Raw genomic sequence first — 25,533 nt, 5'->3', positions numbered from 1 at the left:
ACCGTTCCGCCCGTCCGCACCCCTCGTGGGGCGGGACAGGCGGGAATCGCCCAGGGCTGACTTAGGCCGCGAAGATCGCGGCGATGACCAGCGCCTGGGCAACCATCACGGCGGCGCCGAACGCCGACGCTTCGAAGTTGCGCATGGTGGGTCTCCTGTTTGCGCCGGGCCGCGAGAAGTGGCCCGGCAACCGCTTTGTTGCGGTGCAGCATGAATACGCCTCCGCAATAAAATTTCAATGGCAAACAGGATTATTACGATTGCAGGAAACGCAATCGTCGCGTGCAGCGGGCGTTACTTCCCGCGCGCCGCCTTCAGCGCATTGCCCCACCAGGCGAGCTCGTCGAACAGCGTGGCGCGGGCGGTGACGAGATGGTCGTAGTCGTCGAGCGTCTTGCCGTGCATCATCACGCCGACGAAGGGCTCCATGGTGATGTTCACCTCGGCCTTGATCGGCGCCATGTGCAGCTCGATCGCGATGGTGCGGAGCTGCTCGATCGCGCGCACGCCGCCGACGCCGCCATAGCCGACGAAGGCGATCGGCTTGCGGCGCCATTCGAGGAAGGCGGAATCGAGCGCGTTCTTGAGCGCGCCGGTGGGGCCGTGGTTATATTCGGCGGCGGTGGCGATATAGCCGTCGAACTGGCCGATCCGGTGCCGCCAGGCCTCGGCGGCGGGATTGGAATAGACGCCGCCGGTGAACAGCGGCGAGGCGGGTTCCTCGTACAGCGGCAGGCCCTGGTCGCGCAGGTCGAGCACCGTCAGCTTCAGGTCGTCCCGGCCCTTGGCGCCTTCGACGATCCAGCTGGCCGGCGTGTCGGCGAAGCGGTTGGGACGGGTGGTGCCGATGATGAGGGCGATGTCGAGCATGGAATGTTCAGCCTTTCATGGTTACGTTGAGTAACAAAGGCTGCAATGGTGTGGTGGCGATGGCGGAACAAGAAGGCACATTTTCGGAACCCAGGCACACGCATGAGCGCTGCACACCCGTGCGTCAGGTCCTGGCGCGGGTGGGGGACAAGTGGAGCATCCTCACCGTGATGCTGCTGCGCGATGGGACCAAGCGGTTCAGCGAGCTGCAGCGGTCGATCGAGGGCATCTCGCAGCGGATGCTGACGCTGACGCTGCGCGGGCTGGAGCGCGACGGCTTCGTGACGCGCACCGTCTATCCGACGATCCCGCCCAAGGTGGAATATGCGCTGACGCCGCTCGGGCGGTCGCTGTGCGAGCCGGTCACGGCGCTCGGTCAGTGGGCACAGGCGAACGTCGCCGCGATCGACGCGGCGCGGCGGCGATTCGATGCGGCGCAGGAGGAGGCGGCTTGAAGCCACTGTCCCTCTCCCTTTGGGAGAGGGAAGGAGCAGCGAAGCTGCGGGAGGGTGAGGGTGCCTACGGCCAGCGTGGTCACCCTCACCCTCCCACTCGGCTGACGCCGAGCGGGCCCCTCCCTCTCCCAGAGGGAGAGGGGTTAGTTGCCGAACACCCGCGCGAAGATCGTGTCGACGTGCTTCAGGTGATAACCGAGGTCGAACTTGTCCTCGATCTCCTCCGCCGACAGCGCCGCGGTCACCTCCGGATCGGCCTTGAGCAGCTCGAGCAGCGAGAGCTGGCCGTCCGATTCCCACACCTTCATCGCATTGCGCTGGACGAGGCGGTAGGCATCCTCGCGGCTCACGCCGGCCTGGGTCAGCGCCAGCAGAACGCGCTGCGAGTGGACGAGCCCGCCCATGCGGTCGAGGTTCTTCTGCATCCGCTCGGGATAGACGAGCAGCTTGTCGACCACGCCGGTGAGGCGCGCCAGCGCGAAGTCGAGCGTAATGGTCGCGTCCGGGCCGATGAAGCGCTCGACAGAGGAATGCGAGATGTCGCGCTCATGCCATAGCGCGACATTCTCCATCGCCGGGATCGCCGCCGAGCGGACCATGCGGGCGAGGCCGGTCAGGTTCTCGGTCAGCACCGGGTTGCGCTTGTGCGGCATCGCCGAGGAGCCCTTCTGGCCCGGCGAGAAATATTCCTCGGCCTCCAGCACCTCGGTGCGCTGGAGGTGGCGGACCTCGGTCGCGAGCCGCTCGATCGAACTGGCGATCACGCCCAGCGTCGCGAAGAACATCGCGTGGCGGTCGCGCGGAATCACCTGGGTCGACACCGGCTCGACGGTGAGGCCGAGCTTCGCCGCGACATGCTCCTCGACGCGCGGATCGATGTTGGCGAAGGTGCCGACCGCTCCCGAGATGGCGCAGGTCGCGATGTCCGCGCGCGCTGCCAGCAGGCGGGTCCTGGCGCGACTGAACTCGGCATAGGCCTCGGCGAGCTTGAGGCCGAAGGTGACCGGCTCGGCATGGATGCCGTGGCTGCGGCCGATGGTGGGGGTGAGCTTGTGCTCCTCGGCCCGGCGCTTGAGCACCGCCAGCAGCGCATCGAGATCGGCGAGCAGGATGTCGCTCGCCCGCGCGAGCTGGACCGCCAGGCAGGTGTCGAGCACGTCCGAGCTGGTCATGCCCTGATGCATGAAGCGGGCGTCGTCGCCGACATTCTCGGCGACCCAGGTCAGGAAGGCGATGACGTCATGCTTGGTCACCGCCTCGATCGCGTCGATCGCCGCGACGTCGATCGTCGGATTGGTCGCCCACCAGTCCCACAGCGCCTTGGCGGCCGACTTCGGCACCACGCCCAGCTCGGCAAGCGCGTCGGTGGCGTGCGCCTCGATCTCGAACCAGATGCGGAAGCGGGCCTCGGGGGACCAGATCGCAGCCATTTCAGGCCGCGAGTAGCGGGGGACCATGGGACTCCTTTCAGGGGTACGCGACGAATCGGCTCCTAGCATCGGCGAATGCCTGCGCCAAACGGCGAAGCGAAGGAACTACAGGATGAAATCCTTCGTTGTTCATTTGCTGTCCAGGGAAGCATTCCTATCTCTTCTTCAAAAGAAGAGTGTCGATTTATCTTAAGGAGATTCATAGTGTTGAAGAGTGTTTTGCTTGCAAGTGCGGTGATGATTTCTGTGCCTGCGCTGGCCCAGGATCAGGTGCCTTCGACCAGCACTCAGCAGACGACCCCGCCGACCGAGCAGAGTGTCCAGCGGCCTGCCCTGTCGCAGGATAGCTCGACGCCGCAGACGGCCACGCCCGACGCGCAGGATCCGGCCGCCGCGCAGACGCAGCAGCCGACCACTGCGGACCAGGCGCAGACCGCACCGGCGCAGCCGGCGACCGGTCAACCCGCGAGTGCCGCCGCGCAGGTCGCGCAGATCGTGAACCAGGAGTTCCCAACCTACGACAAGAACGCGGACGGCAACCTCGACAAGACCGAGTTCGGCAGCTGGATGGTCGCGCTCAAGACCGCGAGCGATCCGACCACCAAGCCCGACGATCCGGCCACCAAGAGCTGGGTGAACGGCGCCTTCGCGTCGGCCGACACCGACAAGTCGGCGCAGGTCTCCAAGGACGAGCTCACGGCCTATCTGTCGAAGAGCGTATCGGGCGACTAAGCCAACTCACCAGCTCCTCCCTGGAGCGGCCGCCGGGTTCCTCGGAATCCGGCGGTTGTTTTTTGCCTGGACGTTGCCCGGCCCCAGGCGAGCTTCTAGGGTTCCGCCATGCGGGACTTGGCAAGGGCGCGGATCGGTGGCGCGGCGATGGCGACGCTGATGCTATCCGCCTGTGCGGGCGGCAATTTCCGGCCGGTGAGCGACACGCCGACGGTGATCGGACGGCCCTATGTGGTCCGCGGCACGACCTATGTGCCGGCCGCCGATCCGACCTACGACATGCTGGGCTATGCGAGCTGGTACGGGAGCGAGTCCGGCAATCGCACCGCGCGCGGCGAGCGTTTCCGTCCCGGCTGGATCACGGCGGCGCACACCACCCTGCCGCTGCCGACCTATGTCGAGGTGACGGCGCTGGCGACCGGGCGGCGGATCATCGTCAGGGTCAACGACCGCGGCCCCTTCGTGCGCGGCCCGCGCATCATCGACCTGTCGCGCGGCGCTGCGGAACAGCTCGGCATCAAGGCACAGGGCCATGCGGCGGTGCGGGTGCGGCGGGTCGAGCCGTCGGAGGAGGATCGCGAACGCCTGCGCCACGGCAAGCCTGCGCGCGACTTGCCGCCGGTGCCGGAGCCGGTGCTGCAGAACCTCAGGGGACAGCTCGCGGCGGCGGGATATTAGTCGCAAGGTCTCCAACGGCTTGCATCGGCCGGAGCCGTTCCTATGCTGGACGGCGCCATGATGTTCATCGCTTTCAATCGCGCGGCAGCGTTCCCGCTCACCTGAGCGGATGACGAGAACCTGGAACGGCGGTGCCTGGCGGCGCCGCTGCGAACGCCTGCACATCCGATTGGAACACATCATGGGATCTGAACCTAGGTGCGCGCTGGACGCCGCCGCCATCACGTCATTCATCAACGACGGCTTCGTCCGCATCGACAGAGCCTTTCCGAAAAATCTGGCGGAGGAAGCACGCACGATCCTGTGGCGCGACACCGGCTGCGATCCGCACACCCCCTCGAGCTGGACGCGGCCGGTCGTACGGCTCGGGCACTATGGCCAGCCGCCCTTCCGGGCAGCGGCGAACGGGCCGTTGCTTCACGCCGCATTCGACCAGCTCGTCGGGCCCGGACGGTGGCTGCCGCCCGGCGCGCTCGGCACCTTTCCGGTGCGTTTTCCCTCGTCCGCCGATCCCGGCGACGACGGCTGGCACATCGACGTGAGCTTCGGCGACGACAATCCGGACTTCATGGAATGGCGCGCGAACATCGTCAGCAGGGGCCGGGCGCTGCTCATGCTGTTCCTGTTCTCCGACGTCGGACCCGACGATGCTCCGACGCGGATCCGGGTGGGGTCGCACATCGACATCGCGCGCCAGCTCGCGCCGGCCGGCGAGGCAGGGCTGACCCTGCGCGAGCTGGCGGCCGACGGCTTCGCCGGATCGGCCCATCGGCCGGAGGTGTCGGCTGTCGGCGAGGCCGGCACGGTCTATCTGTGCCACCCCTTCCTCGTCCACGCGGCGCAGCGGCACCGCGGAACCGAGCCGCGTTTCCTGGCGCAACCTCCGCTGCTCCCCCGCGAGCCCATCCGCATCGATCGGTCCGACGGCGGCTATTCGCCGGTCGAGCAGGCGATCCGGATCGCGATCGGCGGCATCGGGGCCGGCTGAACCTGGCCCCCTAGATCAGCCCCTGCGCCCTGAGGCTCGTATGCCCGCCGGCGGCGATGATGATGTGGTCGTGGAGCGCGATGCCGAGGCGCCTGCCGGCATCGGCGATGGCGCGGGTCACGTCGATGTCGGCGCGGCTGGGGCTGGCGTCGCCGGAGGGGTGGTTGTGGACGAGGATGATGCCGGTCGATTTGAGGTCGATCGCGCGGCGGATCACCTCGCGGGCATAGAGCGCGGCCTCGTCGATCGTGCCTTCGCTCATCAGCTCGTCGCGCAGCAGCCGGTTGCGGCTGTCGAGATGCAGCACCCGCACCCGCTCGACGCCGTGGTGTGCCATGTCGGCGCGCAGATAGTCGAGCAGCGCCTGCCAGTTGGACAGCACCGGCCGCTCCATCACCTCGGCGCGGAGCAGGCGGAGCGCCGCGGCATGGGCGATCTTGATCGCGGCGGCGGAGGTCTCGCCCATCCCGGGCACGCGCGCCAGCGCCTCGCCGTCGGCGGCGAGCAGGCCGCCGATGCCGCCGAACTCGCGCAGCAGCGCCTTGGCGAGCGGCTTGGTGTCGCGGCGCGGGATGGCGAGGGCGAGGAGATATTCGATCAGCTCGTGATCGAGCAGCGCGTCGCCGCCGCCTTCGAACAGCCGGCGCCGCAGGCGTGCGCGATGCCCGGTGGCATCGCCGTTCGGCTGCGGGGTCGGCTTGGTTGCGGGAACGTCCATCGGCGGGCAAGGTTAGGGGGAGCATGAGCCCCGCGCAATGCGGGCGCGGGAGCGCGGGTGGACGACGAAGAGGCGGCGACGGAGACGAAGCAGCGGCGGCGGCGCTGGCGCCGGCCGCTGCGCGGGCTCGGCATGCTGCTGGCGCTGGTCGCGGTGGCAGCGGGGCTCGCCTGGTGGCAGCGGCGCGGCATCGCCGAGGATCTCGTGGCGCGCGAGCTGGCGAAGCGCGGCGTTCCGGCGCGCTACCGCATCGCCGACGTGGGATTCGGCACGCAGCGGCTCACCGATATCGTGATCGGCGATCCGCGCGATCCCGACCTCACCGCCGATTGGGTCGAGGTCTACACGCGGATCGGGCTTGGCGGCCCCGAGGTGACGGGGATCGCGGTTGGCCACGCCTTCCTCAAGGCGCGGCTGGTGGACGGAAGCGTGTCGCTCGGCGCGATCGACCGGCTGCTGCCGCCGCCCTCCGGCAAGCCCTTCGCGCTGCCGCAGCTCGGCGCGCGGATCGATGACCTGCGCGTGCGGCTCGCCACCGATTACGGGCAGGTCGGGTTCAAGATCGCCGGGCGCGGACGGCTCGACGACGGGTTCGACGGGCGCGTCGCCGCCTTTGCCTATGCGCTCGGCGGCGGCGGGTGCCGGGCGGTGCGGCCGCATATGGTAGCCGCTGTCCGCATCCGTGGCGGCAAGCCGACGCTGACCGGACCGGTCGCCGCGGATGCGCTGGCCTGCAAGGGGACGCCGAAGGTCACGGCGCCGGGCGCGGACGTGGCGGTGACGCTCGGCGAGCGGCTCGACCGCTGGCAGGGCGAGGCGAAGGCGATCGGGGCGGCGATGGTGGGTGCGCCGGAGCAGGGCGTCGCGCGGGTGCGCGGCACGGTCAGTTTCGCGGGCGACGCGCGGCGGACCGCGGGGACGCTGGACATCGGCAGCGGCGGCTTCGCCGTTCCCGGCGTAGCCGGCCGCGAGGCGCGTGCGAGCGGGCGCTATGCGATTGGAGCGGACGGGTTGCAGTTCGCCGGAACGCTGCGCGCCGCCGGCGCTGCCGCGGACCGGCGGATGCTGGGGATGATCGCCGGCTATCGCGATACCGGAGCTGGAACGCCGATCGGCCCGCTCGTGGCGCGGCTGGCCTCGGCACTCGGCGCGGCGGGGCGGAACTTCGACGTCGTGGCGCAGGTGCGTGCCCAGGACAGCGAGGTGGCGGTCGAACGTCTCGGCGCCACCTCCGCAAGCGGTGCGCAGGCGATGTTGAGCGGCAACGCGTTGCGGTTCGGCACGATCTCGCTCGGCGGCAGCCTGGCGGTGCGCGGCGGCGGCCTGCCCACGCTCGACGCCGCGCTCCGGCAGGAAGGCGGCGCCATCGCCGGCCGGGTGGTCGCCGCGCCCTATGAGGCGCTCGGCGCGCGGCTGGCGCTGGCGCCGGTCACCTTTCGCGCAGGGAGCGCAGGTGTGACTGAAGTCGCGACCGCCGCGACGCTGTCCGGCCCGCTCGGCGATGGCCGCGTCGACGGTCTGCGGCTGCCGATCGAGGCACGCTGGCGCGGGAGCGCGCTCGCGCTCAACCCGCACTGCGTGCCTCTGTCGTGGGAGCGGCTCGCAGTGGCGGGGCTGGCGCTCGATCCGGCGCGGCTGACATTGTGCCCGCGCGGGCCGGCGCTGCTGACCCTGGCGGACGGCCGCATCGGCGGCGGGACGCGCATCGCCGCGCCGCGCCTCTCCGGCCGGATCGGGGGCACGCCGCTGACCCTTGCCGCCACCGGCGCGGACCTGGCGTTCGGAGAGCGCGATTTCGTGCTCGCCGACGTCGCGGCGCGGCTCGGTACGCCCGAGCGGCTGACGCGGATCGACGCCGCGCGGCTCACCGGCCGTCTCGAAGGCGCCGACGTCGCCGGCCGCTTCGAAGGCGCGAGCGGGCAGATCGGGAATGTGCCGCTGCTGCTGTCCGACGGGGCCGGGACATGGCGGCTGGCGGGCGGCCGGCTGACGCTGGGAGGCGGGCTCCAGGTCGCCGACGCCGCGCCGCAGCCGCGGTTCAAGCCGCTGCGGAGCGACGATGTCGCGCTCACGCTGATCGACGGCCGGATCGAGGCCGCCGGCACGCTCCATACACCGAAGGACGGCAGCAAGGTCGCCGACGTGACGCTCGGCCACGATCTGTCGAGTGGAACGGGGCAGGCGGCGCTGGTGGTGCCCGGGATCGCCTTCGCGGAGAAGGGGTTGCAGCCCGACGACCTCACGCCGCTCACCTTCGGCGTGATCGCGGCGGTGAACGGCCGCGTCTCGGGCCGCGGCGACATCGCCTGGAGCGGCGAGGGCGTGACCAGCAGCGGACGGTTCGCGACCGACGGGACCGATCTCGCCGCGGCCTTCGGGCCGGTGACGGGGCTCAAGGGCGAGGTCGCGTTCAGCGACCTGCTCGGCATGGTGACGGCGCCGGGGCAGGTGGCCGCGATCGCCACGGTCAATCCCGGCGTGCCGGTTGAGAACGGGACGGTGCGCTATCGCCTGCTCAGTCCCGAGAGAGTGCAGATCGAGGGCGGACGCTGGCCCTTTGCGGGCGGCGAGCTGGTGCTGGAGCCGACCGTGCTCGACTTCTCCGCCAAGCAGGTGCGGCGGATGACCTTTCGCGTGATCGGCGTCGATGCCGGGCAGTTCCTCCAGCAGTTCGAGTTCAAGAACCTCAACGCCACCGGCGTCTTCGACGGCGTCCTGCCGATGGTGTTCGACGAGAGCGGCGGCCGGATCGAGAACGGCCATCTGACCGCCCGCGCCGGCGGCAACCTCGCCTATGTCGGCGAGGTCAGCCAGAAGGATCTCGGCACCTGGGGCAATCTCGCGTTCCAGGCGCTGAAGTCGCTCGACTACCGCAATCTCGAGCTGACGATGAACGGACCGCTGGCGGGCGAGATGATCACCGAGATCCGCTTCGCCGGATTGAGCCAGGGCAAGGGCACCAAGAGCAACTTCCTGATCCGCCGCTTGGCGCGGCTGCCTCTGGTGTTCAACGTGCAGGTGCGCGCGCCCTTCCGCCAGCTCGTCGATTCGGTGCGATCCTATTACGACCCGTCGCTGCTCATCCAGCGCAACCTGCCCGCGCTGCTCGAGGAGCAGCGGCGGCGCCAGGAGCAGCCGCGGACGCCTGCGACTCCCATTCAGCCCTCCGAAAGCGGGAAAGTGCCATGAGCGAAACAGGCCAAGAGCAAATAGGATTGAGTGCGCGGACGTTCCGCGCGAGCATGGGAACGATGACGAGACGGATGATGGCAGGCGCAGCTGCGGCGACGGTGATGATGACGGGCGGTTGCGTGAACGTGACCGCGCCGGACAAGCCGATCGTCATCAACCTCAACATCTCGATCACGCAGGAAGTGGTCTATCGCCTCGACGGCGAGGCGAAGTCGCTGATCCAGCAGAATCCGGGGATTTTCTGATGAAACGAACGATCATCCTGGCGGCAGTGGCGCTCGGCGCCGTGTCGGGCACGGCGCTGGCGCAGCGCGATCCGGCCTATGCCGCCGCCCGCGCGGCGGGGAAGGTGGGTGAGCAGCCCGACGGCTATATCGGCGTGGTCGGCGCGGCGACGCCGGAGTTGCGCGCGCTGGTCAACAACATCAACATCCAGCGCAAGGCCGCCTATACCAAGGGCGCCGCCAATGGCGCGACGGTGGAGCAGTTCGCCTTCGTCTCCGGCTGCAACCTGATCGCCCAGACCAAGCCGGGCGAGATGTACCAGACGCCGTCGGGCGCATGGAAGAAGCGCGATGCCGGCCCGCCGGAGCGCGACCCGCGCTGCGTGTGAGCGGAATTGAATTTCAGGACGTTTCACGCTACATCAGCTGCGGCGGTTGAAGATTCACATAGATCACCTCCAGACCCCGGTCGTGCCAGCGGCCGGGGTCTTCACGTTCAGGGGCCGAGTGCCAGCTCGACCCCATCCCGCCGCTATTTGGAGCGGGCCACCTCGATGATCTTCAACACCAAGGTGGCAAAGGCCACCATCAGCGCACCTGCGCCGATGATGACCACGGCGGTATCATCGTTCACATAGCGTCACCTCCCTCCGCCATTGATTTGCACCCGAAACGTGGATGCGGTGGGCGATCGGAGGATAGCTGCGACTTCCGGGGACCGACCACTTTCAAATTTGTAATTTGACCCTCCGCCGATCACCGCTCCCCGAGCGGCCGCAGCTTGCAGTATCTGCAATTGTTGACTCGGGCCGCCCCCCTTCCTAAAGCGCGCATGCCTTGGCGGGCTCGCCGCTCGGCTTTTGTGCTGCCCGTTGGAAACGGAGTAACGCATTGGCGGAGAACGAGCCCGGACTGGACCCCCTCCCAGAGGACGCGCGCCTGACGTCGCTCGATGAGCGACTGGCGAAGGCGAAATCCGAGGAGGCGATCAGGTCCGGCGAAGGACGCGAGACGGGCGAGGACGGCTATCGCCTCGGCAATCGCGTGCTCGCCGAGCTGATCGGCGGAATGGTCGGAGGGGCGCTGATCGGCTGGGTGCTCGATCGGTTGCTCGGCACCTCCCCATGGTTCCTGCTCGGCCTCCTGTTCCTCGGGATCGCGGCGGCCTTCAGGAACATCATTCGGATTTCATCCAAACGCTCGAAGTGATTCGGGCGTTTGTCGTAACAGTTGGGGCTCACAGGCGTGGCGGCAGGTTCTGGCAAGATCGACCCGATGCACCAGTTCGAGGTGCAGACGATCTGGGACGGCTTCACCATCGGCGGACACCAGATCGCCTTCACCAATTCGGCCGCCTGGATGTGCGTTGCGGTGGTGGCGCTGTGGGCGTTCATGCTGATGGGCATGCGGCGCCAGCTGGTGCCGAGCCGCGGCCAGATGCTGGTCGAGAATTTCGTCGGCTTCATCGATTCGATGCTGGCGCAGAACATCGGCAAGGCGGGGCGGAAGTACCTGCCCTACGTCTTCTCGCTGTTCATGTTCATCCTGTTCGCCAACATCCTCGGCCTGCTGCCGCTCGGCGTGTTCGGCATCCATCCCTTCACCTTCACCAGCCATTTCACCATCACCGGCATCCTCGCGATCCTGTCCTTCTCGATCGTGCTGGTGGTCGGCTTCTGGAAGCATGGCCTCCATTTCTTCAGCCTGTTCGTGCCGCACGGCACGCCGCTGGTGATGATCCCGATCATCGCGCCGATCGAGTTCGTGTCGTTCATGGTGCGCCCGTTCAGCCTGGGCCTGCGACTGTTCGTGGCGATGACCGCCGGGCACGTCCTGCTGAAGGTGCTGGCGGGCTTCGTGATCAACTCGGCCAATGCCGGCGCGGGCTATGGCCTGCTCGTCGGGGTGCCGAGCTTCGCGCTGATGGTCGGCATCTCGGCGCTGGAGCTGCTGGTCGCCGGCATCCAGGCCTATGTCTTCGCGCTGCTCACGTCGCTGTACATCAACGACGCCGAGCATCTGCACTGAGTTTTCCGTTCGTACCCAACCCAAAAAGTTTCACGCAGGAGTTTTTCAAATGGACGCAGAAGCAGCAAAGCTCGTCGGTGCCGGTCTCGCCGCCATCGGTGCGGGCATGGCCGCGATCGGTGTGGGCAACGTGTTCGGCTCGTTCCTCGAGGGCGCGCTGCGCAACCCGGGTGCCGCCGACGGCCAGCAGGGCCGCCTGTTCATCGGCTTCGCCGCGGCCGAGCTGCTGGGCCTGCTCGCGTTCGTCGTGGCGATGATCCTGATCTTCGTCGCGTAACAGGACTTGAGGGCCGGAGCTCGTCTCCGGTCTGAAGGATTGCAATGCCTCAGATCGCGCAATTGGGGGCCACCTGGGCCTCGCAGCTTTTCTGGCTGATCGTCACCTTCGGCATCGTGTTCGTGGTCGTCGGCCGCGGCATGGTGCCCAAGGTGCAGGCGACGATCGACGCGCGCGACGCGTCGGTCGCGGCCGACCTCAGGGCGGCGGAGGCGGCGCGTGCCGACGCCGATGCCCAGGAGGAACGCTGGCGCGTCGAGGAGAACGCCGCGCGCGAGCGTGCCCAGCGCACCCTTGCCGAGGCCCGCGCCAAGGCGTCGGCCTCGACCGAGGCGAAGCTCGCCAAGGCGGGTGAGGCATCCAATGCCCGCATCGCCGAGGCGGAGGCGCGCATTGCGTCGGCCAGCGCCGAGGCGATGAAGGAGATCGAGGAGGTCGCCGTCGAGGCGGCGCAGGACATCGTCCAGCGTCTGTCGGGCGCCAAGGTGACCAAGACCGACGCCAAGAAGGCAGTGAAGGCGGCGCTCAATGGCTAATTCGCACGGCGCACCCGCGGAAGGCCACGAGGCCGGCACCGCCACGACCGAGGCGCATGGCGGCGCTCCCGCGCATCATGCCGAGCCGGCGCTGTTCGGCGTGCTCGACGCGACGGTGTGGGTATCGATCGCGATGCTCGCCTTCCTCGCGATCCTCTTGTGGAAGAAGGTTCCGGCCCTTCTGACGGCAGGGCTCGACAAGCAGATCGCGGCGATCCGCCAGCGGCTCGAGGAAGCCAGGCAGCTCCGCGCCGAGGCCGAGGCGCTGCGCGACGAATATGCGCGCAAGATCGCCGACGTCGAAAACCAGACCCAGGCGATCGTCGCCCATGCCGAGGACGAGGCCAAGGCGCTGGTCGCCAAGGCCGAGGCCGATGCCGCGGAGCTGGTCAAGCGCCGTACCAAGATGGCCGAGGACAAGATCGCCGCCGCCGAGCGCGCGGCGCTCGCCGAGGTCCGCGCCAAGGCGGCCGATGCCGCCACCCAGGCGGCGCGCGCGCTGATCGCCGACAAGCATGGCGCCGAAGCCGACAAGGCGCTCGTCGACAAGACGATCGCAGGGATCGGCCGGCTCAACTGAAATCGCGTCAGTGCTCCTGCGAAGGCAGGAGCCCAGGCCGCAAGCGGGACGTTCGTGATCCACCGCTCCTGCCTTCGCAGGAGCACGGAACTTCTTGCTCCGAACGGGCTCCGGCGGCTTCCCGTCGGATCGCCGGCGGGCTAGGCAACCTCATGCGAGGGGCGGCAGTCGGGCCGAGTCCTTGCATGGAGGCTCCTTGCCGATGAAGACCGTCCTGCTGCTCGCCGCCCTCACCGGTACAACGCCCGCGTTCGCCCAGACCGCGCCCGCTGCGACCGCACCCACGACAGCCGCGACGGCGGCGCCCGCCACGCCGGCGGCCGCGCCCAAATTCACGCTCGATACCCCGATCGAGACGATCGCCGCCGATCCGGCCGGCAAGAAGGCGCTGGACGAGACCATGCCGGGCCTCACCACCCATGAGGCCTATGAGATGTTCAAGTCGATGAGCCTCAATCAACTCCAGCCGATGGCGGGCGGCAAGATCACCGACGAGGTGATGGCCAAGACCAAGGCCGCGCTCGAGGCGGTCAAGTAACTCTCCAACCGTCATCCCGGCGAAAGCCGGGATCTCAAGCCGCAAGCGTACGGCGAATTGAATGAGATTCCGGCTTGCGCCGGGATGACAGCGGGAAAGCTACGCCGGCTTCCTGAACCGATAGACGAACTGGTCGGTCTTCCCACGGATCGACGGGTCGAACACGCTCGCGGTATGCGGATCGGCGGGGTTGCGCAGCACCGGCAGCTCGCCGTCGAACTGGAAACCGGCCTTCTCGATTTCCGCGCGCGCGGCGGCGGGGTCGACGCGGTGGAGCGTCTGCGGCACCGCGAAGCCCGGGTCGGCGTTGGCGACATGGTCGACCACCAGCAGCGTGCCGCCCGGCTTCAGCGCATCGTAAAGCTTCTTCGTGATCGCGAGGGCCGCGCCCGGCGGGGCGGCCTTGAGGTGCAGGTCGTGGTAGTTCTGCACCGTGATGATCGCGTCGAGCTTCTCCGGAAAGGCGAAGGACGCCAGCGGATCGCTGCTCGCCGTGACGTTGGCGCGGCCCGCCACCGCCGCCTTCTGCTCGTCGGCATAGGCGGCGCGGAAGTCGATGAATTCCTTGGGCTGGTAGGCGTAGACATGGCCCTTGGGCCCGACCAGCGGCGACAGGATGCGCGTCCAATAGCCGCCGCCCATGATGAAGTCGGCGACCTTGTCGCCCGGCTTGATCCTGGCGAAGGCGAGAATCTCACCCGCATGCCGCGCCTCGTCCCGCGCCTTCTGGTCGGCGGGTCGCGCCGGATCGGCGAGCGCGCTCTTGATGGCGGGAGTGACGGTCTGGGCAGCAAGCGCAACGGGTGCGGCGGCAAGCAGCATGACGGCGAACAGACGCTTCATCGAACGACTCCTCTCCTGATGAGCGGAGGCTAATCCGTTCGCGGGCGGAATGAAATGCTACCGTCGGCGGAGCCGCGTCAGCGCGCCGGCGCTGCGCTGTTCGCCGTCGTCTGCTCGTTCCTCGCATCCTTGTAGTGCGAGATGTTGAAGGTGACGAAGATCGCGACGACGATCAGCAGCACGATCCCGACGACGAGGACCGCCGCGCTGCCGAGGCGGCGGTTGCTGGGTCGTTCTTCCGGCATGACACGTCTCCCAGGGCCCCGAGTAGGAAAGCGCGGCCGGAACGGACGTTCCGTCGCGCGTGGCGGAACGTCGGCATCGCGCCGCCCGTTGACCCTGCGAGACGGCGGGTGACGAGGAGAAGTGATCATGGACGACGCAGACGAACGGCGCGTCGATCCGGAACGGCGCGAGCGGAATGCCTTCGACGTGTCCACCGGCTATTCGGGCCAGGACTATCATCGCGATCGCGAGGAGCTGGAGCGGCGGCGTGCGCCCGGCGGGCAGGTCCATCCGGGCCTTGCGGAGAAGGATCGCGCGGCCGCACCGGCCGGCGGCGAGGACATCCCGCCCGAGAACGGCCGGCGCGCCTGGATCGACCCCGCGACGGGCGCGGTGCACGGCGCGGGATCGGGCGCAGGCGGCGGCGCGGCGGGCGAGGACTTCGATAGCGATCCGCAGGCGGGCGACGGCTATCCGGCGACCGGCGTCGAAGGCGAGGCGGCCGTACGCGAGGCCGCAGGCGATGTGCCGGGCGAGGATCGACCTTGAGGTGCCCGTCCCCCTTGCAATGTAGGATTTCGCCTGCTTGGCTCGCCCGGTCCGAGCCGCGCGAGCGCCGGTCCGCTCTTTGACCTCGTCGATCTCGCTCATGTCGCGTTAGTGTCGCGCCACTGTCGCGTTGGTGGCGCGTCGCAGCCGCCTCCGCGTCGCGCCACTGTCGCGCCTGTGCCGCATTGCTGTCGCGTCCATGGCGCGTCGCCGCCGCGTCCGCGTCGCGGTCCCGTCGCTTCTGCGTAGCGTCAAGGCGGAGCGGCGCGCAAACACGTGACCTGAGTCAACTTAGTCAACTTTTCTGGGGCGACCCCGGCACCGAAAAGCCTCGCTCGGACCAACCCCGGCACCTATCTTCTAGGAGCGTGGATTGCCTTCGGGATCGGAGTCCGGCGCACGACACGTTGCCGCCCTCCGCCGGCGGGCCTAAATCGCTCGACGATGTCCGAGCCCAATTCCCCCAATCGATTCAACGAGGAGAAGGCGACCTACGCGGTCCGCGGTGCCGATGCGCCCGACCTCGATGCCGGCGTGGCGGCGATCCGCAACGTGCTGAAGACGCTGCCGACGCGGCCGGGCGTGTACCGGATGCAGGATGCGCGGGGCGATGTGCTCTATGTGGGAAAGGCGCGCGCGCTCAAGAACCGCGTCACCAACTACACCCAGGTCGCGCGCCTCTCGAAGCGGCTCCAGCGCATGGTGGCGCAGACGCGGTCGATGACGATCGTCACCACCAACAACGAGGCCGAGGCGCTGCTGCTCGAGGCGCAGTTGATCAAGCGCTTCCGCCCGCCGTACAACGTGCTGCTGCGCGACGACAAAAGCTTCCCCTTCATCCTGCTGCGCGCCGACCACGAGTTCCCCCGCGTCCAGCTCCACCGCGGCGCGCGGCGGATCAAGGGCGACTATTTCGGGCCGTTCGCCGGGGCGGGGCAGGTCAGGAAGACGCTCAACGCGCTGCAGAAGCTGTTCCTGCTCAGGAGCTGCACCGACGGCTTCTTCAACACGCGCGACCGGCCGTGCCTGCTCTACCAGATCCGCCGCTGCTCTGCGCCATGCGTCGGGCGGATCGACGAGGCCGGCTATGCCGAGCTGGTCGCCGACGCCAAGGACTTCCTCCAGGGCAAGTCGACCAAGGTGCAGGCCAAGCTCGGCGCCGCGATGACCGAGGCGGCCGAGCGGATGGATTACGAGCTGGCCGCGGTCTACCGCGACCGGCTGAAGGCGCTCACCTTCATCCAGGGCAGCCAGGCGATCAACGCGGAAGGGGTGGGCGACGCCGACGTGTTCGCGATGGCATGCAAGTCGGGCATCTACGGCGTCCAGGCCTTCTTCATCCGCGGCGGGCAGAACTGGGGGCACCGCGCCTTCTTCCCGACGCACACCGCCGACGTGCCGGAGGAGGAGGTGCTCGCCGCCTTCCTGATGCAGTTCTACGAAGAGGTGCCGCCGCCGAAGACCGTGCTGGTCGACCGGACGCTGGGCGAGGCGGAGCTGTTCGCGACGGCCTTGAGCGAGCGCGCCGGCTTCAAGGTGAGCCTGAGCGTGCCCCAGCGTGGCGACCGGCGGCGGCTGATGGAGCAGGCCAAGCGCAATGCCGAGGAAGCGCTCGACCGGCGGCTGGCGGAATCGACCACGCAGGCGAAGCTGCTGCGCGACCTCGCCGATCTGTTCGAGCTGCCCGAGCCCCCCGACCGCATCGAGGTCTACGACAACAGCCACATCCAGGGCACCAATGCGCTCGGCGCGATGGTGGTCGCGGGACCCGAGGGCTTCCGCAAGAACCAGTACCGCAAGTTCAACATCAAGCGCGCCGAGACGGTGCCCGGCGACGATTTCGCGATGATGCGCGAGGTGCTCTCCCGCCGCTTCGCCCGCGCGCAGGAGGAGGACCCCGACCGCCAGGGCGACGCCTGGCCGGACCTGGTGCTGATCGACGGCGGGCGCGGTCAGCTGAATGCGGTGAAGGCGGTGCTGGAGGACCTCGGCATCGAGGACGTGTGCCTGGTCGGCGTCGCCAAGGGTCCGCACCACGGCCGCGAGGGGCGCGAGGTGTTCCACCTGATGGACGGCCGGGAGCTGACCCTGCCGGTCAATTCGCCGGTGCTGTTCTACCTCCAGCGTCTGCGCGACGAGGCGCACCGCTTCGCTATCGGCGCGCATCGGCAGAAGCGGGCCAAGGCGATCGGCGCCAGCCCGCTCGACGAGGTCCCCGGCATCGGCCCGGCGCGCAAGAAGGCGCTGCTGATGCACTTCGGCACCGCGCGGGCGGTGAAGGCGGCGAGCCTGGAGGACCTCAAGAAGGCGCCCGGCGTCTCGGCGGCGGTGGCGCAGCAGGTCCACGACTTCTACCACGCGCGCTGACTTGGATCGGGACTGACGGCATTCTCGCGCCCGCTTGGCGCTGCCGATGCCGCGCGTTACGATGACCCGTTTTTGGAACGGGGGTTCTTCATGCTTTCGCGCGTTGCGCTGGCCACGGCTCTGCTGTGTGCGGCGGGTAGTGCTCATGCCGGCGACAAGCCGCTCTACGGACCGGCGCCCGCCTGGGTGACGCCGGCGCCGCCGATCGATCCGGCCAAGCTCGGCGCCGACGGACCGGTGATGGTGATCGCCGACGCCCAGCAGTTGCTGAAGGACGGCACCGTCTGGGGCTATGCCGATCTCGCCATGCGGGCCAGCTCGTCCCAGATATTGACGCAGATCGGCACCGTGAAGCTGCCGTGGATGCCGGACAAGGGCGACCTCATCATCCACCGCGCCGAGATCATCCGCGGCAGCGAGCATATCGACCTGGTGAAGGGCGGCGAGCCGTTCCAGGTGCTGCGCCGCGAAGAGGGGCTCGAGCAGCTCCAGCTCACCGGATCGCTCACGGCGACCCTACCTGTCCAGGGGCTCCAGATCGGCGACGTGCTGCGCGTCAGCTTCTCGATCACCCGGGCCGACCCGGCGCTCAAAGGGCGGTTGCAGAGCATTATCCCGCTGCTGGCCGAGCCGGTGCCGGTCGGCTTCGGACGCGTGCGCCTGTTGTGGCCGACAGGGAACAAGGTGCAATGGCGCGCCTATACCGACACCGCCAAGCCGGTGGTGAAGACGGTCGGCGACCAACGTGAGCTCGTCCTCGCTCTGCCGCTATCCAAGCCGGAGGATCAGCCGAGCGACGCCCCGCCGCGCTTCCTGAAGACGCCGCTGCTCGACGTCGGCGACTTCGCCGACTGGGCGGAGGTTTCGCGGACGATGGCGCCGCTCTATGCGACCGAAGGGCTGATCAAGCCCGGTGATCCGCTCGCCGCCGAGGTCGACCGGATCAAGGCGGCCGAGACCGATCCGCTGAAGCGCGCGCAGCGTGCGCTCGAGCTGGCGCAGGACAAGGTCCGCTATCTCGCAGTCAGCATGAACGGTGGCAATTATGTGCCCCAGAAGCCGGCCGACACCTGGCAGCTCAAATACGGCGACTGCAAGGCCAAGACGCTGCTGCTGCTCGCGCTGCTCCACGCGATGGACATCGAGGCGGAGCCGGTGCTGGCGAGCGTGCAGCTCGGCGGCGTGGTGAGCGAGCGGCTGCCGACGGCGGGCGCCTTCGATCATGTGCTGGTGCGCGCCGCGATCGGCGGGCGATCGCTGTGGCTCGACGGTACCGGCGCGGGTGCGCGGCTCGCCGATATCGGCGACACGCCGCCGTTCCGCACCGTGCTTCCGCTCCGGCTTGGCGGTGCGGAGCTGATGCCGTTGCCGATCCATGCCAATGCCCGGCCCGATATCGCCGTCGCGATCGATTTCGACCAGAGCGCCGGCCTCGACCTGCCGATGCTGTTCAAGGCGACGGTGACGATGCGCGGGCCGATGGCGACGGCGCTGAACGACGCCGCCAGCCAGGCCAAGCCCGAGCAGAAGCGCGACCTGATCCGCAGCGCGATCAGCAGCTATCTCGGCGACACCCAGATCGGCGATAGTGCGATCCGCTATGATGCGGCCGCGGGGGCGGTTGTGGTCACCGCGTCCGGCCTGGTCACGACCTGGTGGTCGCGAGAGCAGAAGCGCTACCGGCTCGACCTCGACCGCGTCGTGAATGGCCTGGAGTTCGAGCCCGATCGAGCCCGCCCGGCGTGGCGCGACATCCCGGTCGCGACCGCCGGACCGGCGAGCCTGCTCTACCGCACCACTGTGCGCCTGCCGGACGGCGGCGCAGGTTACAGTTTCGAGGGCGACCAGACGCTGTCGGGGCCATTGGCCGGCAGCATGGTCTCCCGCACCAGCAGCCTGGCGAACGGCGTCGTCACCGTCGAGGACCGGATCGACAATCTCGGCACCGAGATCGCGCCGGCCGAGGTCGCCGCGGTGCGCGCGCGGCTGGCGCTGGCCAAGAGCCGCCTTCTCCGCCTGGTCGCCCCCGCCGAGATGCCGCCGCGCTGGAAACAGGTGCTGGCGGCGCAGAAGGACGGCCGCTTCAAGCCGATCGAAGCGATGTTCGCACAGGCGATCGCCGCCGATCCCAAGGAGGCGACCGGTTACGAGAGCCGCGCGAGCTTCCGCGCCGGCACCTACGACTATCGCGGCGCGATCGCCGATCTCGGCAAGGTGATCGAGATCGAGCCGACGATCGACATTTATCTGCGCCGCGCCGGCCTCTATCGTGCGATCGGAGAGAATGCGAAGGCGCTGGCGGACATAGAGACTGCGCGCTCGCTCGATCCGTCCTCGACCGCCGCGCTGAACAGCCTGGCCTCGCTCAAGGCCGACGGCGGGGACGGGGCGGTGGCGCTCAAGCTGCTTCAGGAGCGGATCGATCAGGGCGGCAAGGAACGGTTCCAGGTCATCGCCGCCAAGGCCGAGGTGCAGGCGGACACCGGCGCCGCGGCGGAGGCGATCGCGACGCTCGACGCCGCGCTCGCCGAGCGTCCGGGCGACCCGACGCTGCTCAACGAGCGCTGCTGGCTCAAGGGCACGCGCAACCTGGCGCTCGACACCGCGCTCAAGGACTGCACCAAGGCGATCGAGCTTGCAGAGGGGCCGGCGGGAATACTCGACAGCCGGGCACTGGTCTATTTCCGCATGGGGCGGCTGGACGACGCGCTCGCCGACCTCAACGCCGCGCTCGACGTGGCGCCGGCGCAGGCCGCCAGCCTGTTCATGCGCTCGGTGGTGAACAAGCAGCTCGGCCACACGGCGCAGGCGGCGGAAGACCTGACTGGCGCGCGCCTCATCTCGCCGCAGATCGACCGCGACTATCGCAAATACGGGATCACGAATTAGGCGAAGCGGACCCTTCCAATCCTCCCTCGCCAGGGGGAGGTGGCACGCAAAGCGTGACGGAGGGGGAGGAAGCACGCCGATAGCGGGTCGCCGTCCTCCCCCTCCGTCAATCCCCGCTTTCGCGGGGACTGCCACCTCCCCCTGGCGGGGGAGGATCGGGATTTCCGCTACCCCACCTCATCCGGCGCGTTACCGCTTCCTTCACTCCCATGCGGCTAGGGCGGCGCGATGGTGACGCCGGTTTTCCTGACGATCGATACCGAGCTCAAATGGGGGCATCACGCCGCCGGGCTCGACGTGGCCGCGATGGCGGCGCGGTCGCTGGAGCCGGCGGGCGTCGGCATCGGCTGGCAGCTCGATCGGCTGGCGGCGCATGGACTGAAGGCGACCTTCTTCGTCGATCCGATGCCGGCGCTGGTGCACGGGATCGATGCGATCCGGCCGGTTGTGGAGGCGATCCTGGCGGCGGGGCAGGAGGTGCAGCTTCATCTCCATCCCAATTGGGCCGGCGCCAATGCGAAGGATCGGGCGGTCCATGGGCGGTTCGAGCTCACCGATCTCTCCGCGATCGAGCAGCGGGCCATGATCGACCGAGCCCGCAGCCTGCTGGTCGAAGCGGGCGCGCCGGTGCCGGTCGCCTTCCGCGCCGGCAGCTATGCCGCCAACGACGACACGCTGGCAGCGCTCGCGTCGCTGGGATTCGCCTATGACAGCAGCCACAACGGCTGCGAGCATCCCTGGCCTAGCGCGATCGGCTTGCCGCGTGCGCAGATCGCGCCGATCGTGCATCGCGGGATCGTCGAAGTCCCGGTGACGGTGATCGAGGATCGTGCCGGCCGGCTCCGCCATTTCCAAATCTGCGCGCTGTCGGCCGGCGAGATGCGCGCCGCGCTCGACCATGCCGCGCGCGAGCGCCACGCGGCGGTGACGATCGTCGGCCACAGCTTCGAGCTCGCCAACCGGGCGGGGACGCGGCCCAACCGCGTGCACGTCGCGCGGTTCGAGGCGCTGTGCCGGCTGCTCTCGGCCCGGCGCGACACGCTGCCGACCGCCCATTTCGCGGAACGGCCCGCGCTGGCGCTGAGGCAAGGGGACGTCCCGCTCGGCGCCAGCCTGCTGCGCACCGGCTGGCGGCAGGCCGAGCAGCTCTGGTCGAACCTGGTCGAGGAGCGCGCGGCATGACCGCCGCCGCATCGCTGCCGCTCCGGTTCCAGATCGGTGCGCGGACGCTGCTGTCGGTGCGGCGCAAGCTCCGGCGCGTGCCGCTGTCGCTCGACGACGCGCTGTCGGGGCGCGTGCCGCCGCTGCCACCGGTGGAGGATGGCGACGGCTATTTCGTGACCTCGCTGCCGGCTGCGCTGGTGCCGGAACTCGCGGCGGGCGGCATGGTCGCTTTCGTGCGGCAGCGCTATACCCGCTACTACGCCGATCTCGCCGCCGGCTTCGGCGCGTGGTGGGCGGGCCTCTCCGGCAACACGCGCTCCGGCTTCAAGCGCAAGCTCAAGCGGATCGGCACCCCCGACGTGCGCGCCTATCGCACGCCCGAGGAATTGGAGGCATTCCACGCCGCCGCGCGCGGCATCGCCGAAAAGACCTATCAGGAGCGGCTGCTCGGCATGGGCCTGCCGGACGATGGCGAGTTCGTCGCCGGGATGTTGGCACAGGCGGCGGCGGGCGCGGTGCGGGCGTGGCTGCTGTTCGTGGAGGAGCGGCCCGTCGCCTATCTCTATTGCCCGGTGCAGGCGGGAACGGTGATCTACGAGTACGTCGGGCACGACCCGGCCTGCAACGACCTGTCGCCCGGCACGGTGCTGCAGCTCGAGGCGATGCGCGACCTGTTCGCGGAAGGCGGATTCAGCCGGTTCGATTTCACCGAAGGCGAGGGGCAGCACAAGCGCAGCATGGCGACGGGCGGCATCGAGTGCGTCGACCTGCTGCTGCTCCGGCCGACCGCGGCCAACCGCGCGGTGGTGGCGGCGCTGGCGGGTTTCGACCGGGCGGTGGCGTTGGCGAAGCAGGCGGTGGGGCGGATCGGTTTGCAGGATCGGGTGAAGCGGCTGCGACGGGGCTAAGATCCTCCCCGGCACGGGGAGGGGGACCGCGACGCGCAGCGTCGTGGTGGAGGGGGGCGACCACAAGCGAGGCGATCTTGGGGAGGGCCCCCTCCACCATCGCTACGCGATGGTCCCCCTCCCCGTGCCGGGGAGGAACCTATATGTCTCCCTCATGCACCTCCGCACCCAGGCCATCGTCCTCTCGGTCCGCGCGCATGGCGAGCACGGGGCGGTGGTGCGCTGCCTGACCCCGGCGGACGGGGTGCAGCCCGGCTATGTCCGTGGCGGCCATTCGCGCAAGCTGAGGCCGATCCTCCAGCCGGCCAATCTCGTGCTCGGCGAATGGCGATCACGGACCGAGGAGACGCTGGCCGGCCTCACCGTCGAACTGGTGCACAGCCGCGCGCCGCTCCATGCCGAGCCGCTCGCCGCCGCCGCGCTCGAATGGGCGACCGCGCTCACCGCGGCGACGCTGCCCGATGCGCAGCCCTATCCGCGGCTCTACGAGGCACTCGACGGCCTGCTCGCCGCGATCGAGGCGGCGCCGGGCGCGCGCGGCTGGGCGGGCGCGCTGGTCCGCTATGAGCTGCTGGTGCTGGCCGAGCTCGGCTTCGGCCTCGATCTCGACCGCTGCGTGGCGACCGGATCGAACGACGACCTCGCCTATGTCAGCCCCAAGAGCGGCGCGGCGGTGAGCCGATCCGCGGCGGCCGGCTACGAGGCGCGGTTGCTGCGCTATCCGGCGTTCCTGCAGGGCGGCGGGGCGGCGGAATGGGACGATATCCTCGACGGCCTCAGGCTCACCGGCCATTTCCTCGAACGCGACCTGCTCCACGGCCGCGCCGCCGACGCGCTCGCGGCGCGGGGGCGATTGGTCGAACGGCTCAAACGCGCGGTTGCGTGATCGCCTCGCGCCCGGCAATGCGGCGCCGAACCGAGGGAAGATAGATGGCATTGATCGCATTGTTGCCCGGCGACGGGATCGGACCGGAAGTGGTGGCAGAGGCGCGGCGCGTGCTCGACGCGCTCGGGCTGGACCTCACCTTTGAGAAGGCGCCGGTCGGCGGCGCCGGCTATGAGGCGCTGGGCCATCCGCTGCCGGTGTCGACGCTCGACCTCGCGCAGCAGGCCGATGCGGTGCTGTTCGGCGCAGTCGGAGATCCGCGCTTCGACACTCTCGAGCGTTCGCTCCGGCCCGAGCAGGCGATCCTGGGGTTGCGCAAGGCGCTCGGCCTGTTCGCGAATCTGAGGCCGGCCAAGGGCTTCCCCGGCCTGGAGGACGCATCGGCGCTGAAGCCGGAGATCGTGCGCACGCTCGATCTCGTCATCCTGCGCGAGCTGACCGGCGACGTCTATTTCGGCGAGAAGGGCCAGCGCCGCACCGCCGAGGGGCTGCGCCAGGGCTATGACGTGATGGCCTATGACGAGGCCGAGGTGCGGCGGATCGCCACCGTCGGCTTCGAGATGGCGAAGCGGCGCAAGGGCCGGCTCTGTTCGGTCGACAAGGCCAACGTGCTGGAGACCTCGCAGCTGTGGCGCGACGTGGTGAACGAGCTGGCGGCGAGCTACCCCGAAGTCGCGCTGACCCATATGTATGCCGACAACGCCGCGATGCAGCTGGTGCGCGCGCCTGGCCAGTTCGACGTGATCGTCACCGGCAACATGTTCGGCGACATCCTGTCCGACCAGGCAAGCATGTGCGCGGGCTCGATCGGGATGCTGGCGTCGGCGTCGCTCAGCGAATGGAGCGGCGCGTGCGGCCTCTACGAGCCGATCCACGGCTCGGCGCCCGACATCGCGGGGCAGGGCAAGGCCAATCCGTGCGCGGCGATCCTGTCGGCGGCGATGATGCTGCGGCACTCGCTGGAGCAGCCGGAGGCAGCCGACCGGGTCGAGGCGGCGGTGGCGGCGGCGATCGCCGACGGCGCACGCACGGCCGATCTCGGCGGCTCGCTGTCGACCTCGGCGATGGGCGACGCGGTGCTGGCGCGGCTGTAGCGCGTTAAGCCCCTCCCCTTCAGGGGAGGGGTTGGGGGTGGGGCAGTGCGGCAGGCGCGGCGCTTGTAGATAGGCCCCACCCCAACCCCTCCCCTGAAGGGGAGGGGCTTAAGACCGATCCGTCCTACCGCCAGCTGTCGAGCCACATCCAGCGGTTGAACCCCTGGTCGTCGGGCAGCGCGCCGGCGGCGATGATCGGGTAGAAATGCACGAACGCCGCCACCGCGGCGACGGCGGTCGCGGCCGTCCACCAGCTGCGCGATCCGCGGCCGTACATGTGGCAGGCGGCGGCGAGCGCGATGCAGATGAAGATGCCGGAGAGGTGGTAGTAATAGTAGAAGCCGAGGCTCTTCGGGATGATCGCCCAGATCGCGAGCGACGCCGCCCATAGCAGCGCGACCGCGCCCGCCTCCGCCGACCCCTTCCACCACCGCCAGGCGAGCAGCAGCACCGCGACCAGCCCGCCCCACATGATCACCGGATTGCCGATCAGCAGCACCCCGCGCACCGCGCCGTCGACCGGCTCGTAGAGATACCAGATCGGCCGGAACATCAGCGGCCAGCTCCACCAGCTCGACTGATAGGGATGGGGGGAGAGGATCTGCGTCTGGCTCTCGTACATCCGCCACTGGAAGGGGATGATGCCGGCCGGCGTCAGCGCATCGTGCGCGTAGAAGAGCGCGGGCAGGAAGGTGACGAAATAGACGGCGACGCTGACGATCCCGAGCGACAGGATCGCCCTGGTCCTGCCGAGTCCCGGCCAGGCCCGCGGCCGGATGCTGCGCACCCAGAGGAAAGCAACCATCGCAAAGGCGACATAAGGCGCCGCCGCCCATTTGGTCGCGGTGGCGAGCCCCAGCAGCGCCGCCCCGAGCAGCCAGCGCCGCAGGACCTTGTCCGGCGGCGCACGCATCGCCCACAGCAGGCTGGCGATGCCGAGCACGACGAACGCCGCCATGAAGCCGTCGAGCATCGCGATCCGCGCCTGGATGAACACGGTGAAGTTGAGCGCGGTGAACAAGGCGCCATAGCTCGCGGTGCGGACGCTGCCGAACAGCAGGACCAGGATCGCGAACACCCCCAGCACGGTCGCGGTGCCGGCGAGCGTCGAGAAGGCGCGCCAGCCGAGCGAATCGTCGCCGAAGACGGCGATGCCGGCGGCGATGATCTCCTTGCCGAGCAGCGGATGCTCGGTGTTCATCGGCCGGTCGAGCGTGAGGATCGCGCGGGCGGCGGGGACGTAATGGACCTCGTCGAACATCAGCTTGTGCGGCCGGGCGACGTTGACGCTGAACAGGATCTGCGCGGCGAGGCCGATGAGGAGGGCAACGAGCCACGGGCGGCGGGCGGTCATGGGCTTTT

At 69.2% G+C, this 25,533-nt stretch carries 26 protein-coding genes; 20 read left to right on the top strand and 6 right to left on the bottom strand.

Annotation, left to right across the window (positions count from 1 at the left end; translation table 11 throughout):
• Positions 1-294: 294 nt before the first annotated feature.
• On the bottom strand, positions 295-870 hold the full coding sequence (locus tag LZK98_RS16295) for an NADPH-dependent FMN reductase (RefSeq protein ID WP_233783577.1): 576 nt from the start codon (positions 868-870) through the stop codon (positions 295-297).
• 119 nt (positions 871-989) lie between these two features.
• Between LZK98_RS16295 and LZK98_RS16290 the strand changes: the two genes are divergently transcribed.
• Entirely contained in the window at positions 990-1,325 is a 336-nt protein-coding gene (locus LZK98_RS16290; RefSeq protein ID WP_233783576.1) for a winged helix-turn-helix transcriptional regulator, read from the top strand.
• Between the two features lie 143 nt (positions 1,326-1,468).
• On the opposite strand, the gene purB is transcribed toward LZK98_RS16290, so the two are convergent.
• Entirely contained in the window at positions 1,469-2,782 is a 1,314-nt protein-coding gene (purB, locus tag LZK98_RS16285) for an adenylosuccinate lyase (protein ID WP_233783575.1), read from the bottom strand.
• Between the two features lie 210 nt (positions 2,783-2,992).
• On the opposite strand from purB, the gene LZK98_RS16280 reads away from it, so the two are divergent.
• The 3 genes from LZK98_RS16280 (at position 2,993) to LZK98_RS16270 (ending at position 5,153) form a co-directional block, all read left to right on the top strand.
• Positions 2,993-3,487 (top strand): EF-hand domain-containing protein, encoded by a 495-nt coding sequence (locus LZK98_RS16280; RefSeq protein ID WP_233783574.1) that lies wholly within the window; start codon positions 2,993-2,995, stop codon positions 3,485-3,487.
• 108 nt (positions 3,488-3,595) lie between these two features.
• Positions 3,596-4,165: a septal ring lytic transglycosylase RlpA family protein gene (locus tag LZK98_RS16275; protein ID WP_233783573.1), complete on the top strand. Its 570-nt coding sequence runs from the start codon at positions 3,596-3,598 to the stop codon at positions 4,163-4,165.
• A 181-nt stretch (positions 4,166-4,346) separates the two neighbouring features.
• Positions 4,347-5,153 (top strand): phytanoyl-CoA dioxygenase family protein, encoded by an 807-nt coding sequence (locus tag LZK98_RS16270; RefSeq protein WP_233783572.1) that lies wholly within the window; start codon positions 4,347-4,349, stop codon positions 5,151-5,153.
• A gap of 10 nt (positions 5,154-5,163) precedes the next feature.
• Here LZK98_RS16270 and radC read toward each other — a convergent pair whose 3' ends face one another.
• On the bottom strand, positions 5,164-5,871 hold the full coding sequence (gene radC / locus LZK98_RS16265; protein ID WP_233783571.1) for a RadC family protein: 708 nt from the start codon (positions 5,869-5,871) through the stop codon (positions 5,164-5,166).
• Between the two features lie 57 nt (positions 5,872-5,928).
• Between radC and LZK98_RS16260 the strand changes: the two genes are divergently transcribed.
• From LZK98_RS16260 to LZK98_RS16220, 9 genes are all read left to right on the top strand, one after another.
• On the top strand, positions 5,929-9,060 hold the full coding sequence (locus tag LZK98_RS16260) for a YdbH domain-containing protein (protein WP_233783570.1): 3,132 nt from the start codon (positions 5,929-5,931) through the stop codon (positions 9,058-9,060).
• Positions 9,061-9,137: 77 nt separating this feature from the next.
• Complete coding sequence (locus LZK98_RS16255) at positions 9,138-9,308, top strand: YnbE family lipoprotein (protein WP_233783569.1); 171 nt, start codon at positions 9,138-9,140, stop codon at positions 9,306-9,308.
• Positions 9,308-9,676 (top strand): YdbL family protein, encoded by a 369-nt coding sequence (locus LZK98_RS16250; RefSeq protein ID WP_233783568.1) that lies wholly within the window; start codon positions 9,308-9,310, stop codon positions 9,674-9,676. Before LZK98_RS16255 ends, LZK98_RS16250 begins: the two co-directional genes overlap by 1 nt.
• 502 nt (positions 9,677-10,178) lie before the next feature.
• Complete coding sequence (locus LZK98_RS16245) at positions 10,179-10,496, top strand: AtpZ/AtpI family protein (protein WP_233783567.1); 318 nt, start codon at positions 10,179-10,181, stop codon at positions 10,494-10,496.
• Positions 10,497-10,562: 66 nt separating this feature from the next.
• Positions 10,563-11,315, top strand: coding sequence for a F0F1 ATP synthase subunit A (locus LZK98_RS16240; RefSeq protein WP_233786619.1), 753 nt, complete (start codon positions 10,563-10,565; stop codon positions 11,313-11,315).
• A gap of 49 nt (positions 11,316-11,364) precedes the next feature.
• Positions 11,365-11,592 carry a F0F1 ATP synthase subunit C gene (locus tag LZK98_RS16235; RefSeq protein ID WP_055984318.1) on the top strand — a complete coding sequence of 76 codons (228 nt, stop codon included), beginning with the start codon at positions 11,365-11,367 and terminating at the stop codon, positions 11,590-11,592.
• 44 nt (positions 11,593-11,636) lie between these two features.
• Complete coding sequence (locus LZK98_RS16230) at positions 11,637-12,128, top strand: F0F1 ATP synthase subunit B family protein (protein ID WP_233783566.1); 492 nt, start codon at positions 11,637-11,639, stop codon at positions 12,126-12,128.
• Complete coding sequence (locus tag LZK98_RS16225; RefSeq protein WP_233783565.1) at positions 12,121-12,708, top strand: F0F1 ATP synthase subunit B family protein; 588 nt, start codon at positions 12,121-12,123, stop codon at positions 12,706-12,708. Before LZK98_RS16230 ends, LZK98_RS16225 begins: the two co-directional genes overlap by 8 nt.
• A 202-nt stretch (positions 12,709-12,910) precedes the next feature.
• Positions 12,911-13,246 carry a hypothetical protein gene (locus LZK98_RS16220; RefSeq protein ID WP_233783564.1) on the top strand — a complete coding sequence of 112 codons (336 nt, stop codon included), beginning with the start codon at positions 12,911-12,913 and terminating at the stop codon, positions 13,244-13,246.
• A gap of 99 nt (positions 13,247-13,345) precedes the next feature.
• Here the strand turns inward: LZK98_RS16220 and LZK98_RS16215 are convergent, their stop codons facing one another.
• Complete coding sequence (locus LZK98_RS16215; protein ID WP_233783563.1) at positions 13,346-14,089, bottom strand: class I SAM-dependent methyltransferase; 744 nt, start codon at positions 14,087-14,089, stop codon at positions 13,346-13,348.
• Between the two features lie 77 nt (positions 14,090-14,166).
• A complete protein-coding gene (locus LZK98_RS16210; RefSeq protein WP_233783562.1) occupies positions 14,167-14,334 on the bottom strand; it encodes a hypothetical protein in 168 nt (55 codons plus the stop codon).
• Positions 14,335-14,461: 127 nt separating this feature from the next.
• Between LZK98_RS16210 and LZK98_RS16205 the strand changes: the two genes are divergently transcribed.
• The 7 genes from LZK98_RS16205 (at position 14,462) to leuB (ending at position 24,171) form a co-directional block, all read left to right on the top strand.
• Positions 14,462-14,863, top strand: coding sequence for a hypothetical protein (locus tag LZK98_RS16205; protein ID WP_233783561.1), 402 nt, complete (start codon positions 14,462-14,464; stop codon positions 14,861-14,863).
• 444 nt (positions 14,864-15,307) lie between these two features.
• Positions 15,308-17,230 carry an excinuclease ABC subunit UvrC gene (uvrC, locus tag LZK98_RS16200; RefSeq protein ID WP_233783560.1) on the top strand — a complete coding sequence of 641 codons (1,923 nt, stop codon included), beginning with the start codon at positions 15,308-15,310 and terminating at the stop codon, positions 17,228-17,230.
• Positions 17,231-17,320: 90 nt separating this feature from the next.
• On the top strand, positions 17,321-20,119 hold the full coding sequence (locus LZK98_RS16195) for a DUF3857 domain-containing protein (protein WP_233783559.1): 2,799 nt from the start codon (positions 17,321-17,323) through the stop codon (positions 20,117-20,119).
• 228 nt (positions 20,120-20,347) lie between these two features.
• Complete coding sequence (locus tag LZK98_RS16190; RefSeq protein WP_233783558.1) at positions 20,348-21,301, top strand: polysaccharide deacetylase family protein; 954 nt, start codon at positions 20,348-20,350, stop codon at positions 21,299-21,301.
• Positions 21,298-22,191, top strand: coding sequence for a GNAT family N-acetyltransferase (locus tag LZK98_RS16185; RefSeq protein WP_233783557.1), 894 nt, complete (start codon positions 21,298-21,300; stop codon positions 22,189-22,191). Before LZK98_RS16190 ends, LZK98_RS16185 begins: the two co-directional genes overlap by 4 nt.
• 154 nt (positions 22,192-22,345) lie before the next feature.
• A complete protein-coding gene (gene recO / locus LZK98_RS16180) occupies positions 22,346-23,077 on the top strand; it encodes a DNA repair protein RecO (RefSeq protein ID WP_233783556.1) in 732 nt (243 codons plus the stop codon).
• Between the two features lie 44 nt (positions 23,078-23,121).
• Complete coding sequence (leuB, locus tag LZK98_RS16175; protein WP_233783555.1) at positions 23,122-24,171, top strand: 3-isopropylmalate dehydrogenase; 1,050 nt, start codon at positions 23,122-23,124, stop codon at positions 24,169-24,171.
• A 124-nt stretch (positions 24,172-24,295) separates the two neighbouring features.
• On the opposite strand, the gene LZK98_RS16170 is transcribed toward leuB, so the two are convergent.
• Positions 24,296-25,525: a phospholipid carrier-dependent glycosyltransferase gene (locus LZK98_RS16170; RefSeq protein WP_233783554.1), complete on the bottom strand. Its 1,230-nt coding sequence runs from the start codon at positions 25,523-25,525 to the stop codon at positions 24,296-24,298.
• Positions 25,526-25,533 lie beyond the last annotated feature (8 nt).

The sequence above is a fragment of the Sphingomonas cannabina genome (assembly GCF_021391395.1).
In the GTDB taxonomy this organism is placed as follows: domain Bacteria; phylum Pseudomonadota; class Alphaproteobacteria; order Sphingomonadales; family Sphingomonadaceae; genus Sphingomonas; species Sphingomonas cannabina.
This window is presented reverse-complemented; position numbering and strand designations above follow the sequence as displayed.